Origin of the sequence: Shewanella sp. SR1 (assembly GCF_020447145.1) — a bacterium.
GTDB lineage: Bacteria > Pseudomonadota > Gammaproteobacteria > Enterobacterales > Shewanellaceae > Shewanella > Shewanella baltica.
The window spans coordinates 96,118-110,369 of the sequence record NZ_JAJAEF010000014.1; the positions used below are offsets into that span (position 1 = coordinate 96,118).

At 47.0% G+C, this 14,252-nt stretch carries 13 protein-coding genes; 9 read left to right on the plus strand and 4 right to left on the minus strand.

Annotated elements, in window-relative coordinates; all coding sequences use genetic code 11:
- Positions 1–5: 5 nt before the first annotated feature.
- Positions 6–1,151 (minus strand): efflux RND transporter periplasmic adaptor subunit, encoded by a 1,146-nt coding sequence (locus KV201_RS14225; protein ID WP_226059709.1) that lies wholly within the window; start codon positions 1,149–1,151, stop codon positions 6–8.
- Positions 1,152–2,049: 898 nt separating this feature from the next.
- On the opposite strand from KV201_RS14225, the gene KV201_RS14230 reads away from it, so the two are divergent.
- Positions 2,050–2,796 (plus strand): TorF family putative porin, encoded by a 747-nt coding sequence (locus KV201_RS14230; protein ID WP_226059710.1) that lies wholly within the window; start codon positions 2,050–2,052, stop codon positions 2,794–2,796.
- Between the two features lie 133 nt (positions 2,797–2,929).
- Here the strand turns inward: KV201_RS14230 and KV201_RS14235 are convergent, their stop codons facing one another.
- Positions 2,930–3,619, minus strand: coding sequence for a DNA-3-methyladenine glycosylase I (locus KV201_RS14235; protein WP_115335841.1), 690 nt, complete (start codon positions 3,617–3,619; stop codon positions 2,930–2,932).
- A 207-nt stretch (positions 3,620–3,826) separates the two neighbouring features.
- Here KV201_RS14235 and KV201_RS14240 point away from each other — a divergent pair, with 207 nt between their 5' ends.
- A complete protein-coding gene (locus KV201_RS14240; RefSeq protein WP_006079447.1) occupies positions 3,827–4,474 on the plus strand; it encodes a glutathione S-transferase family protein in 648 nt (215 codons plus the stop codon).
- Positions 4,475–4,499: 25 nt separating this feature from the next.
- On the opposite strand, the gene KV201_RS14245 is transcribed toward KV201_RS14240, so the two are convergent.
- A complete protein-coding gene (locus KV201_RS14245; RefSeq protein WP_006079446.1) occupies positions 4,500–5,030 on the minus strand; it encodes a thioesterase family protein in 531 nt (176 codons plus the stop codon).
- A 184-nt stretch (positions 5,031–5,214) separates the two neighbouring features.
- Positions 5,215–7,254, minus strand: coding sequence for an oligopeptidase A (gene prlC / locus KV201_RS14250; protein ID WP_226059711.1), 2,040 nt, complete (start codon positions 7,252–7,254; stop codon positions 5,215–5,217).
- A 268-nt stretch (positions 7,255–7,522) separates the two neighbouring features.
- On the opposite strand from prlC, the gene KV201_RS14255 reads away from it, so the two are divergent.
- The 7 genes from KV201_RS14255 to KV201_RS14285 all read left to right on the plus strand — a co-directional run bounded on the left by KV201_RS14255 (position 7,523) and on the right by KV201_RS14285 (position 14,250).
- A complete protein-coding gene (locus KV201_RS14255; protein WP_226059712.1) occupies positions 7,523–8,314 on the plus strand; it encodes a hypothetical protein in 792 nt (263 codons plus the stop codon).
- 167 nt (positions 8,315–8,481) lie between these two features.
- A complete protein-coding gene (locus tag KV201_RS14260) occupies positions 8,482–9,045 on the plus strand; it encodes a hypothetical protein (protein ID WP_226059713.1) in 564 nt (187 codons plus the stop codon).
- A gap of 179 nt (positions 9,046–9,224) precedes the next feature.
- On the plus strand, positions 9,225–10,580 hold the full coding sequence (gene gorA, locus KV201_RS14265) for a glutathione-disulfide reductase (protein ID WP_226059714.1): 1,356 nt from the start codon (positions 9,225–9,227) through the stop codon (positions 10,578–10,580).
- 181 nt (positions 10,581–10,761) lie between these two features.
- The gene (locus KV201_RS14270) at positions 10,762–10,962 is read left to right on the plus strand and encodes a DUF1656 domain-containing protein (RefSeq protein WP_006079439.1); all 201 of its coding nucleotides are present in this window, start codon (positions 10,762–10,764) and stop codon (positions 10,960–10,962) included.
- Between the two features lie 6 nt (positions 10,963–10,968).
- Positions 10,969–11,832: an HlyD family secretion protein gene (locus KV201_RS14275; protein ID WP_012090615.1), complete on the plus strand. Its 864-nt coding sequence runs from the start codon at positions 10,969–10,971 to the stop codon at positions 11,830–11,832.
- Between the two features lie 5 nt (positions 11,833–11,837).
- Positions 11,838–13,910: an FUSC family protein gene (locus KV201_RS14280; protein WP_226059715.1), complete on the plus strand. Its 2,073-nt coding sequence runs from the start codon at positions 11,838–11,840 to the stop codon at positions 13,908–13,910.
- A gap of 163 nt (positions 13,911–14,073) precedes the next feature.
- The gene (locus KV201_RS14285) at positions 14,074–14,250 is read left to right on the plus strand and encodes a hypothetical protein (RefSeq protein ID WP_006079436.1); all 177 of its coding nucleotides are present in this window, start codon (positions 14,074–14,076) and stop codon (positions 14,248–14,250) included.
- Positions 14,251–14,252 lie beyond the last annotated feature (2 nt).

Here is a 14,252-nt window from a genome sequence, read left to right on the forward strand (position 1 = left end):
ATGCCCTATTGTGCTTGCGTTTCAGAAATAACTTTGGTGGTTACTGGAGCGCCTGGACGAATTTTCTGTAATCCTTCCACAATTAACTTATCGCCCACAGCTAAACCAGAAGTGACTCGCCATTGGTTGTTAATCACTTCAGCGGTCGTTACAGTTTTCGATTCAACGACACCTTGGTCATTTACAACCATAGCCACTGCTTGACCCTTAGAGTTACGCGTGATGGCTTTTTGTGGAACCAAGATAGCCTGTGGATCGGTGCCCGCATTCAACATAGCGCGAACATACATACCAGGTAACAAGATACCTTCAGGGTTCGGGAACTCGGCGCGCAGAATCACAGATCCAGTGTTTTCATCCACACTCACTTCGGCGAACTGCAACTTACCTAGATGGCTGTATTGAGTGCCATCTTCGAGCAACAACTGCACATCAGCATTTTCTGAAGCTTGTAGCTTACCTTGCTTTAACTTAGCTTTAAGACGTAACAACTGCGCACTCGATTGCGCGATATCCACATTGATAGGATCAAGTTGTTGAATCGTCGCCAGCGTTTGGCTTTGGTTCGCTGTCACTAACGCACCCGCAGTCACACTCGATTTACCGATACGACCAGAGATAGGCGCTAATACTTCAGTGTATTGCAGGTTGATTTTAGCTGTGTTAATCGCAGCTTCTGCCACGGTGACATTCGCTAATGCTTCTTTATATGCCGCTTCAGCTTCATCAAATTCTTGCTTACTGATGGCGTTGGTTTTCACCAGTTGCTGATAACGTGCAGCCTTAGCTTTTGCTGAGGCTAAACCCGCATTGGCTCTGGCTAAATCGGCATTGGCACTCACTAATGCGGCTTTATAAGTTGCAGAGTCAATTTGATACAAGGATTCACCCTGTTTCACATTGCCACCTTCAACAAAACTACGCTTAGTGATAATACCGCTCACCTGTGGACGAACTTCGGCCTCGAGGAAAGCTTTACTGCGTCCTGGTAACTCCACCTGAATCACTTGTGGCTGGGCAACAATATTAAGGATTCCCACTTCCATACTACGTGGGCCAGCGCCCGCCTGAGCTTTCTCTTCTTGAGGGCTGCAAGCTGCCATCCATAACGCCACGCTTATAACTGAGGCAAGTTTAATTGTCTGCCGCATGAGAACTCCTTCAAATATTAACTGCCCACATACCAGTACACTTATTGCGCTGACACGAGCCGTAATTGTAACTAAAATCAAATCCGTTATTTATCTCATAGCCTATATGAATCAACAAGGAAGATAACGAAACTAAATTGTAAACTAATGAAAATTTTCACTCATTCGGCATTACTATATTCATCGAATTGTTATTCGATTTAAAAAGCCTGTTAACTTTGAGTAGCATTGTTAGAGGGATATGCCGTAAAACACCCAATAAGCCTACTCCATATTGAATATGTTGCAAATCTGTTCATATTCTAAACTTGCCATAGGCCAAGGCCCACAGCTCAATGGCGTTAGCTTAACCGCCACTTGTTGCAATAATTTGTACATAGAGACAAAAACGCAGCGCTGTTGTTTTTACTCAGGCCACTCTCAGCATCAAGTCGCTAAAAACGACCTATCAAGACTGACAATACCGAAAGAGAGTAAACAAGGAATTGGCTTCAGACTGCCTGCGCGTAAAAAACATCATTTAGCGGATTAATGTGCAGTTTGTTACCTCAAACATATGGCCGAAATACGGCGCCAATGGTTTGAGTCAAACCCACAACAATAAAAGTAACCGTCTCAAATTATACTGAGCGGGTTATTTTAGTGGTTAGCCATAGGCGGAGCAAACCCGAAATCCAGTTTAATACCCCATTAAATGAAACTCAGACTCCCACAATTAACACTTCTTTAATGACGAATATTGCTTACAAAGCTAAAAATTCCTCGCTTAAAAACGCATTTGTTCATATTCATTCACATATTTTCGTGATTGGTTCATTCCAAGCATCACGGCTATTCACAAGTTATTTTTACGATAATGGTGCGCTAACAACTCCCAATAATTTGAAATAATTTTGAGATGATGATTATGAAGACACGCACTAAATTTCTGCTCAGTGGGGCGTTACTTTCCCTTGCTATGACTGCCCAAGCGGCCGATAACAACCAGCTCTTTGGCGGTACGATTAATGCCAATGTTAACTTTGCCTCCGATTATGTGTTCCGCGGTGAATCTGAAACCTTAGACGGCGATATCCCCGTAGTGCAAGGCACCTTAAGCTGGAATCACGATGAAGGTTGGTATGCTGGGGTATTTAGCTCCAACATCAAGTTTGCCGATCCTAATTTAGAGATAGTTACCGCGCCTTTTATCGGCAAAGCCGGTGAATTTGGCGACTCAGGATTTACCTATGATGTGATGCTGTTTTCATACCTCTACCCAGGTGCATCCTATTCAAACTACACAGAACTCTGGCTCAAAGTGGGCAAACAGTTTGGCCGCGCCAATCTGCAATTAGAAGTCACACCCACAGTCGATGACTGGTTTGGTGTCGATGGCTGGCACGGCGTGAACTATGCCTTGCACCCAAGCTACAACTTCGATAATGGCGTAAAAATCTCAGGCTCTGTCGGTTATCAAGACTTGAGCGGTGAAGGTGCCGAAGGTTGGGGACACTGGAACTTAGGTCTAAGCAAAGTATTCTACGGGTTGAATTTTGATGTCCGTTACCACGGCAGCACAGTCGATACCGACCACAAGGTCTATGGCACTCAGACTGAAATTTTCGATGACAGATTTGTCGTGGGCATCAGCAAAAGTTTTTAAGTGTAGTTCGTCGCGTTACCCGCTCATCCGCTGCTTCCCTGCGGCACTCCAGTGGCTTGATTAATAGAGCCTTGACCAGCCCACGTGGCTGGTCTTTTTTATGTTGCGCTTAAAAGTGCTAAATCTAAACGTCCTAAATTCGATTATCACCCACGCTACAAGCCAAAATACGGCTGATGTCGGCCAAACAACGACCCGATTCCTGTTGCCACTGATTAAATACAGCTTGCACTTGTTTAAGCGCCGTCTGCGACGTAAAACCCGCATCGACTAACTTGTGTGCTTTAAAATAGCCTTGTACATCATCGGTTAACAAAAAGGTATCTTTGCCAATGCCGCGCAGAAAATAAGGACCTGTGTTGCCGCCCAGTCGGGTGCCGCGTTTCTTTAACAGTGCCCATAAACCGATAATATCCTGCGTCGGCCAAGCCGCGATCAGCTGTGCCAAGCTGCCATGTTCGCGAGCAATATCGTGGATCATTAAAGCATTATCATAAATGGCTTGGGTCTTTTTTAGATGGCGGATCAGTGTCGCATCACTCGCCCGCGCTTGAATTTGCTCTGGAGATAACATCAACACTTTATGCGGTTCAAACCCGAAGAATGACTTCTCATATTCAGGCCATTTATTAACAACCACCCGCCATACAAAACCACTTTGAAACACCTGACGGCTCATCGCTGACAATAATTCAGCATCACGATACTGGCGAATTTCATCATCGGAAAGGCAACCAGACAACAAGGCTTCGAGTCCCGCAGCCCCGCCTTTGCGCTCACTGGCTCTGGCATAAATAGATGAAAAACGCTCTAACTGGCTCATATTATTACCTTTAAAATGATTAAATCCCGACACTTTTGATATGTCGTTAATAATACCGATTTTTATCCTTGATGGATCATTTGGCTTTGCCGCTAAAAATTGTGTTTATCCCTGCATTTTTTAGAAAAACTCTTACAGCAAGCACCTTAATTACGACTAAAGTTAAGGCGTAAAGTCAGTAAAATTCAGGGTTTGGAGTTAGTGCCTATGGAGCTTTTTTATCACCCCTTATCTCGCTATTCACAAAAGGTGCTGATCGCACTTTATGAAAAGCAGGCCAATTTCTACCCCAGAATCATAGATCTGCGCGACCCTTTTTCACGCAAGGAATTTCACCAAACCTATCCGCAGGCGAGAGTTCCCCTGCTAAAAACCCACGATGAGCTGCTTGTTCCCGAATCCAGCATTATTATTGAATACTTAGATAGGCATTTTAATAACAGTACCCAGCTGCTGCCCCAAGAACCGCAACGCAACTTACAGGTGCGTTTGTTCGATCGCATCATAGACAATGATATTAATAACCCATTATTTCAATTAGAAAAGTTGAAGCATACCGAGGACAGTAACGAGTTCGAAATCAAACAATTAGAGAAACAACTACTGGTACAATTTCAACGTTTAGACACGCAACTCACGCAACACCATTGGGTTTGCGGCGACAGTTTCACCTTAGCCGACTGCGCCCTAATCCCTTGTTTAAGTTATAGCTTTCAACACTTAAATCTATTGGATTTGGATGAAATCGTGCGCTATTGGCAGCAGGCACAATTGCGCGGCGCTTGGATGTTAGTACAAGAAGAGGTGTTGCTGGCTGAAATGGAGGAAACGGCGGGAATAAGAGGCATACCTTAGCGGGGTAAGTCATGCCTCAACAAGATCACATATTGCGTTCTTTCTTCAACTGCAAAAACGCTTTCCACTTCACGACTTCTGGCGGTAATTCAGGTGCAGCATCGGTATAACCCGCCTCTTTCACTAACACATCTAGCGGCACTTGCTTACCTTTGCACACGAACACGCCGCGCACATGCACGATACAATGCAGGCCACGTTCGCTCACAAAGCGTTGTTCAATATAGAAATATTTCTCATCCCAACCGACAACTTTGGTTTCAATTTCAAAGGTTTTTAGCGGCTTGATATCGCGAATATAGGTAAACTCGGCGGCGTTAACTATCGGCATCCACTTCAACTTTAAGAAACGTTTCAGCAGACCCATCTCGGCCAACATATAAGTCCGCGCCAGATCCATAAACGCAGGATAGCGGGAATTAGTAAGATGGAAATTGATATCGCAATCGCTCGGTAAAGCACGATACGTGATACGGCTTGTCCCTAAAAAATCGATCTTACGGCAGTGACGCGTGCGCCAAAATAACAACCAAAACAAACGAAAATACAGATTCATAACGAGTCGCCCTTGGAATAAGAGCCACAGGCTAACAGAGGTCATACCACAGGGCAAGCGGGATCTATGTCACAAAAAAGGCGTCAGATGACGCCTTTTTATCCTTTAGCAAAGCTAAATGCTCAGAGAAAATCAGCCCGTTCAAATGGGTTGATTTATCAAGGCGAACAATTGCTTATCTAGCTTATGCAGCAATGCCTGAATGTCTTAACAGGGCATCGATATTCGGCTCGCGTCCCATAAACTGTTTGAACAAGTCCATAGGTTCGGCTGAACCACCCATTTCGAGGATATTGTGCAGGAAACGACGACCCGTTTCAGGGTTGAAAATCCCTTCCTCTTCGAAGCGGGAAAACGCATCCGCCGACAGGACTTCTGCCCATTTATAGCTGTAATAACCCGCGGCATAACCGCCCGCAAAAATGTGGGCAAAACCATGTTGGAAACGGTTAAAGTCTGGCGGCGTTAATACGGCGACCTGACGACGCACTTCGTCTAAGGTTTCTTGAATGCGCGCGCCTTTAGCGGGGTCGTATTCGTGGTGCATTCTAAAATCGAATAGCGAGAACTCGAGTTGGCGCAGCATCATCATGCCGGATTGGAAGTTTTTCGCCGCCAGCATCTTATCTAACAAGGCTTTAGGTAATGGCTCACCCGTTTCGAAGTGGCCAGAAATTTCGGCTAAGGCTTCTTCCTGCCAGCACCAGTTTTCCATAAACTGGCTCGGTAACTCGACCGCATCCCAAGGCACACCATTGATACCCGACACGCCTGCAACATCGATTTTGGTCAGCATGTGGTGGATACCATGGCCAAATTCGTGGAACAGGGTCGTCACTTCATCGTGAGTGAATAGCGCAGGTTTGCCATCGACCGGTCCATTAAAGTTACAGGTCAAATAGGCCACTGGCTTTTGCAATCCATCGGCGGTTTGACGGCGCACGCGGCAGTCATCCATCCAAGCACCGCCACGTTTACCTGTGCGGGCATATAAGTCGAGGTAAAAACTGCCTCTGTGTTCGTCAGTTTCGTCGAAAATATCGAAGAAACGCACGTCTTTATGCCAACGATCAAGGTCTTTTTGCTCAACGATTTTAAGGCCAAACAAACGCGATACTGTGTAGAACAAACCCGAGAGCACTTTATCTTCAGGGAAGTACGGACGCAGGATTTCCTGTGAAATCTCATACTTATGCTGCTGCAACTTCTCAGCATAGAAACTTAAATCCCAAGATGCCATTTCGCTCACGCCGTATTGTGCCTCAGCAAACGCTCTCAGTTCGGCCACTTCGGCCTTAGCTTGATCCTTTGAGCGCAGCGCTAACTCATTTAAAAATGCCATCACCTGCGCCGGCGTTTCAGCCATTTTCGTCGCTAGGGATTTGTCGGCAAAACTGTCAAAACCGAGTAACAATGCGAGTTCGTGGCGCAGCGCTAGGATTTCGTCCATCAGCGGGCTGTTATCAAACTCTCCGGCATTGGGACCTTGATCTGAAGCGCGCGTAACGAAGGCGCGGTAACACTCTTCGCGAAGATTGCGGTTTTCGCTGTAAGTCATGACAGGTAAATAAGAAGGGAAATCTAAGGTGAATAACCAACCGTCTAACTCACGCGCATCGGCCATCGCCTTAGCGGCGGCTTTGGCTGACTCTGGCAGGCCAGCAAGTTCCGCTTCATCTGTGATTAACTTAGTCCAAGCTTGGGTCGCATCCAGTAATTGATTCGAAAAGCCACTGGTGAGTTCAGAAAGACGTTTTACCATTTCGCCATAACGCACTTTTTGCGCGTCATCTAAGCCAATACCCGATAGTTCAAAATCGCGCAGACTGTGTTCAATCACCCTCTGCTGGGCTTGGCTTAATTGTGCAAATTCATTCGATGCACGCAGGGCTTTATAGGCTTGATACAAACCTTGGTGTTGACCAACATAGGTGCCGTATTCCGACAATAATGGCAAACAAGCATCATGAGCAGCGCGCCATTCATCGGTGCTGGTCACTGAATTCATGTGAGAAACGGGCGACCAAATTTGGCTCAGTTCATCGTCAACCTGTTCTAGTGGCGCGACCAAGTTGTCCCAAGTGTAAGGACCTTGATTCTGCAGCACTTGATCAATCTTAGTGCGGCACTGAGCAATGGCATGCTCAACGGCGACTTGAATATGTTCCGGTTTAATCTGTGAAAAAAGCGGTAATTTTGCGCCGCTAAGCAAAGGGTTGCTCATATTGACTCCTCAACAATCTGTATCACTTATAGATAAGGGCTAACAGGCTATTTATCAAGGCAAGAAAACCGATTGTCCCCTTCGAACGCCTTGCTAACGCGATTTCTGCTTAAAAAAAGTGAACTCGTTCGCATTTAGCATTTACGCTTAATGTACCTAAGCATTATTGTCGGCTTGATCGCAAATCGAATCAATTCGCATTAACACTTACCTGTGGGAAAGGTATTCTCGCCCTAACAAACGCATTTCTACCTAAATCAGCAAAAATATGGCAACACACTCAGTAAAACTGATGGCGAGCATCCTCTGCACTTTAGGCATCAACGGCCTTAGCTACAACGCATTCGCCAATGAGAGCCTAGAAAGCATCGAGAGCATTTCAAGCGCCGGATTGCCCAGCCAGAATAGCCAAGCCTTAGCTGTAACACTGGATTTAGGTTGGGACAGTCAATACGTCTCACAGGGTCGTAATAATCTGCAAGATAGCGGCATCTATTGGCTGAATACCGCAGTCCAGCAAGACAATATCACCGCCTACGCTTTAGTTGGCCGCGGCGATAGCCAAGCCTACACTGAGTGGAATATCGGCCTTGAATATGGGTTCGATGTGGCCGAAAACCTAGAGGCTAATGTGGGATATCAACGCATTGAAGGCTACAGCAATAGCCGTTGCCACGATAACGAGCTATTTGCCGAACTCGCTTACACCGCTGAACCTTGGCTAGTACCATCGGCAAGTTATGTCTATTCCACCGAGGCTGCGGGTTACTTTGTTGAAGTGAGTTTACACAGCTATTGGCATGTCACAGATCAGCTCAGCCTCACGCCATACATCACTCAAGGGTTTGATTTTAAATACCGCACAGAAGAACACGATGGCCGCAATAACCTGCAATTTGGCCTCGAAGCCAGTTATCAGCTGTCATCCTACATGAGTATCGATGGTCACATCAGCCACAGCATTGCCCAAGAAGATATTGAGCAAGAAGCGATGGCGAATGGCGATATGAGTTCGCAAGATGAGACCTATGCCGGCATCCACTTTGCGATAACGTTTTAACTCCATTCTTAGCGCCGTGTTTTTTAGCTCAGTGTTTTTAGCGCGGTATTACAACCTTCCTCAGTCAATTTATCCCGCTCCATTTGGCAAAATAACGCTCACTAACTACACTCAAAACGTCGACGGAACGACTCACCATTCATATCGATTTTGCCGAGGAACAGGGAATGTTAGCCCAGCACTTTTATCTCATCCGCACCGCCGTTATTGCCTTACTTCTGTTTTTTCTCCCAGTCATACACTCGGCTGACGCACAGCAATTACTTGAACTTGAGCCTGAATCTGAACCGAGTCTGGAGTCCTTATCACAATCGACACAAACCGCACCTTTGCCCCTAGGCACCTTGCTCGACAGTGAGGGCAAACCGATTAATCTGCCTAACCAAGAGCAAAGCAGCTTCGAGTATTCGGCTCCCACTCTCACGCCAACCGAGCCATCCAAAACCACTAAATCAACTAAAGCCACGCAATCGACCAAAGCCGCTAAGAGTAAAAAACTCAGCCGCAAGCAACAACTTGCCAGCCGTGAACACGTAGCCAATGATCCCAACTGCCGCTGGCTCGATAAACGTATGGATCAGTTAGAAGCGCAACTCGGCGGCAAACAAGATAACACCGCTACGTATCAAGCCGACGAACTCAGCGCCCGCCAAAAGGAATGGCAATGTTTGAAATGTGGCGCAGAAGGTCCCGCTCAAAACGATCACTCTAATTGCCAATATCGCCGCTAGACGGCGACCCGATGAACAGCTAATGCCCAGTTCGGGTAAGTGTAAAGCTCGGGATCTTTTTCAGTCAAAGTACGGTCTTATGCGTTAGTCATGCAATGGGCTGGTCTGTTATCGCAAACACCCCTACAATGACCTTCTGCTGTAAAGCATCTCATCCTTGAAGTAAGACGGAGAAACTCATGGCTCAACATTTTGACTATATCTGCCTAGGCGCAGGCAGCGGCGGTATCGCCTCAGCAAACCGAGCAGCAATGCGTGGCGCTAAGGTTCTACTCATCGAAGCCAAACACGTAGGTGGCACCTGTGTAAACGTAGGCTGTGTGCCGAAAAAAGTCATGTGGTATGGCGCCCATGTTGCCGAAGCGATGAACCTTTACGCCAAAGATTATGGTTTCGACGTCACTGTTAATAAATTCGATTGGAATACCTTGGTCGAGAACCGCGAAGCCTACATTGGCCGTATTCATGATGCCTACGGCCGTGGTTTTGCCAACAACAAAGTGACCCTGTTAAATGGCTACGGCCGTTTTGTCGATGGCAACACTATTGAAGTGGATGGCGAACATTACACCGCCGATCATATCCTTATCGCCACTGGCGGCGCGCCGACTATTCCGAATATTCCTGGTGCCGAATACGGTATCGACTCCGATGGTTTCTTCGCCCTGCGTGAGCAACCAAAACGCGTTGCCGTTGTGGGCGCGGGCTATATCGCCGTTGAAGTCGCTGGCGTGTTACACGCTCTGGGCAGTGAAACTCACTTATTAGTGCGTAAACATGCGCCGCTGCGTAACTTTGACCCCATCTTAGTCGATGCCCTCGTTGAAGCCATGGCGACCGAAGGCCCTACATTGCACACCCATAGCGTACCAAAAGCTGTGGTTAAAAATTCCGATGACAGCCTGACACTGAGCTTAGAAAACGGTGAAAGCATCACAGTCGATTGCCTAATTTGGGCGATTGGCCGTTCACCAGCGACGGGCAATATCGGCTTAGAAAACACCGAAGTGCAAGTAGATAGCAAAGGCTATGTCATCACTGACGAGCAGCAAAATACGACCCACAAAGGAATTTACTGTGTCGGCGACATTATGGCGGGCGGCGTAGAGCTCACACCTGTTGCGGTTAAAGCGGGCCGTTTGTTATCCGAGCGTTTATTTAACGACATGACAGATGCCAAAATGGATTACAGCCTGATCCCAACGGTCGTGTTCAGCCATCCACCCATTGGCACTATGGGCTTGACCGAACCAGAAGCCCGTACTCAATACGGCGATGATAACGTCAAAGTGTATACCTCGACGTTTACCTCAATGTACACCGCCGTCACGGCCCATCGCCAAGCCTGTAAGATGAAGTTAGTTTGCGCTGGCAAGGACGAAAAAGTCGTCGGTATTCATGGTATTGGTTTTGGTATGGACGAAATCCTCCAAGGTTTCGGCGTCGCTATGAAAATGGGTGCAACTAAGGCCGATTTCGATGCGGTTGTTGCTATCCACCCAACGGGCGCTGAAGAATTCGTTACCATGAGGTAAAAGCGATTTTTGCTTTGATTTCATCATATTTAGGGCCAGCTAATGCTGGCCCTAATTGATCACAGATAGCATAAAATCATTAACTCTCACGCGACTTTCCTATAATCTCGACTGAGTACTTTGCATTTTAAACACATAGCGCGGTTATCGCTGCGCCACTGTAATCGGGATGAATAGCGTAATGCTTAAAGAACTCGCGTTCGATGGTTTGTTATTTAGTCCATTAATTATCTTTATCCCCTTAGCTTTTCTGCTTTCCTGCATCACTCGCTTGGTACTCTATCAAACTGGGCTCTATCACAAGCTGTGGCGCGAAGCTTGGTTCGAAGTTGGGCTGTTTATCTGCTATCTGGCGTTGGTCATTTACTTGCTTGGGAGTTGATTGTTCATGGGAAAAATCTTTCGTATCAGCCTCACCCTCATTGTGGTCGCGGTTGCAGGTATCGCGGGACATTGGATATGGTCACACTACCTTTATTCTCCTTGGACCCGCGACGGCCGAGTTCGCGCCGAAATCATTACCATAGCGCCAGATGTGTCCGGTTGGGTTAATCAACTGAATGTAAAAGACAATCAAGTCGTCAATAAGGGTGATGTGTTGTTCACTGTGGACGATACCCGCTACAAGGCCACAATTGCCGAATTAAATGCCAAAGCGGAAAGCCAAAAATTAGCATGGGAACTGGCAAAACATAAGTACAAACGCCGTATCGGCTTGACCAATGACAACTTGGTCAGCAAAGAAACCTTCGACGAAGCCTTTATCAATACCGAACTGGCAAGAACCAGTTATGAACTCGCACAGGCGCAATTGAATACCGCCAAAATTGACTTAGCGCGAACGCAAATTCACGCTCCCGAAAACGGCACCCTGATCAATTTAAGTCTGCGTAATGGCAACTATGTCAGCAAAGGCAACTCGGTATTTTCGCTGGTCAAACAAGACTCCCTCTATATCACAGGCTATTTTGAAGAAACCAAAATCCCCTTGGTTCACATAGGTCAAAACGCCGATGTTAGCCTGATGAGTGGCGGCCATGTCTTGCATGGCAAAGTGACCAGCATAGGTAAAGCAATCGCCAATACCAATGTCACTACTAATGGACAGTTATTGCCGCAAATCGGCCAAACCTTTAATTGGGTGAGGTTGTCGCAGCGTATTCCGGTCGATATTCAGCTAGATAGCATTCCTAAGGACATAGAGCTGAGCGTCGGCATGACAGTTTCCATCCAGCTACAGACTGACAAATAGTCATTATGACGCTGTTACTGAAGAGTTTATTCTTTCCAGACCGACGAACCCTCATCTTCGCGATTAAGGGCGTGATCTCGATGGCGCTCGCCTTATATGTGGCCATGTTCTTAAATCTAGAACGGCCATATTGGGCGCTGGTGTCGGCGGTATTTCTGCAAATCCGCCCCGAAAGCGGGCTCGCGATCGAAAAGGGCTTATGCCAAATCGGCGGCACCTTAGTCGGCGCGCTCGCGGGGATTGCCATACTCAACTGGTTTACGCCCTATCCCGAACTCGCCTTAGGATTACTCGCCTGCTGGATAGGGCTAAATTCTGGGTTGTCGGCCATGGTGCGCCAGCAAAACTTTGTCTATGCCTTTGCTATGGCGGGCATGACCGCCTGCTTGATAGTGCTCATTGTGATGGCGAGCCCAAGCACGGCCGATAGTGCAAAAATATTCGATGTGGCGCAGTCGAGGATCAGCGAGATTGTTGTTGGGGCGATTTGCGCCGTCTTGGTCAGCTCGCTACTTTGGCCGACCAAGGTAAAACATAGTCTGCAACTGCATGCTAAAAACACAATTAATCATACGCTTAACTATCTTGCATTAGAACTCGATTTACAGGGGGAACACACGAGTCGCCATGAACATATCGACACGATTATGGAGTCAGTATCGGCGCTGAGTGACGACTCCAGCGCGGTGATTTATGAAGGCCCCGAAGGCCGCGGGCAGAGCCATGCGGCAAACTTTCTCTGCAATAAAACCCTTTCGCTATTGGCGGCAATCCAAATATTTGGCCGGCTGCAACGTAATCATTCCCATCTTGTTAGCGAACCACTCGCGAAATCCTTAGCCAATATGCGCAGTAGTTTTACCTTGATGGCGCAATCGAGTGATTACCAAGAATGCTACAAAATGGCGCGCACCTTGAGGTATCAACTCCAGCAAAACCTGATGCAATACCGCGACCGCGCGCCGCTAGAGACGCGCTTACTCAAAGTCGCGATGGAATTAAGCGCCGATCTGATCATGGTGCTCAAGAGTTATAACGTGCTAACCAGTCATTCTGCGGTACAGCTCAACGCGCCGCCGATGGAGTTTCACCGAGACCCATTAATAGGCGTTACCACGGGCCTGCGCAGCATGGCGGTGTTTGTCATTGGGGCTTCACTGTGGATTGGCACAGGGTCGAACGCGGTCCTCATGATGATCCTGCTGCCCGTGGTCTTTTCCATCATGATGGCACGCCAACCACTGCCGATGTTAACCACGATTTTGCGCCGTATTCTTGTCGGCATCACTATCGCTGTACCGCTCACAGTGTTTTACGCTTTACCTTTGCTGGCACAGAGTAGCGGCGATTTCGAAATCCTGGTTTTAGTGCTCGCTGGGCCGTTTTTTATCGGCTTACTCGCCTTGGCGAATCGACCGACCTTGCCCTATGGGCTCGGCATTTGCGTGCCGTTTGCTGTGTTAGTGCAGCCCAGCAATACCATTTCATTTGCGATAGAAAACACCGTCAGCAATGCCTTAGCGATTTTTGTTGGCGTTACTGTGCTGTATTGGTTATTTAAATTGATTACCGAACCTAGCCAGCGGTTGATGCAATATCGTCTGCTGCAATCCATCCAAAAAGATCTGGTGCATATCGCGCAGCATGATGATCCTGAGCCTTGGTTTAACGCCCGCATGGGCGATCGACTGCTGCGGATCGCCAGTTACGAAAAAGGCTCGGGCAAGAGTTCGAGGGTATTTACCGATCTGGTGTTTACGGCACTTAATCTAGGCCATGTGTCGATTCGGATGCGGCGCATGTTGCAGGGCATTTCAGATACGCACTTAAACTTAGGCTTAGAAAATGCACTCAACCTCTGGCAACACAATTTAGGTCAGGCATTTATCGCCTGCGCCCACGGACAAGTCGCAGAAGAGTTTAAAATCAGCAGCGAGGCCTTATTACAAGCGCTGGCCCAATGTCCGTTACCCCACGAACAATTTACTATGATTACTGGGATGTTTGAACGCATCACTTTAACCTTCGAACGCACTGCCCACAGTATCGCCGAGCAGAAAAACACCTCAGAAAAATAGTCAGTTCTCAAACTATTTCCCGCCCCAAAAGCCACTCTTTTACTGCCACCAAAACCATTTAAATCCAATATAAGCTTGATATTTGGCCGATAAAATGCCTTAATATAGTTAGATCACTAACTATATTGGTGATATAAATTCAATTATCAACCAAGGAGAAATTATGTCTACGGAGAACCCACCAGAGGAAAATCTCATCTCGCAAGTAGCAAGCTTTACCCGATTACACGCTAAGGAATCAATGCAGTTTATGTGTTTACTTGCAATATTAAGCACCTATCTCTTTGTCATTTTGAAACCGAGTATTATTCAAAATAACAAAGCGTTAGGAGAAAAATAACC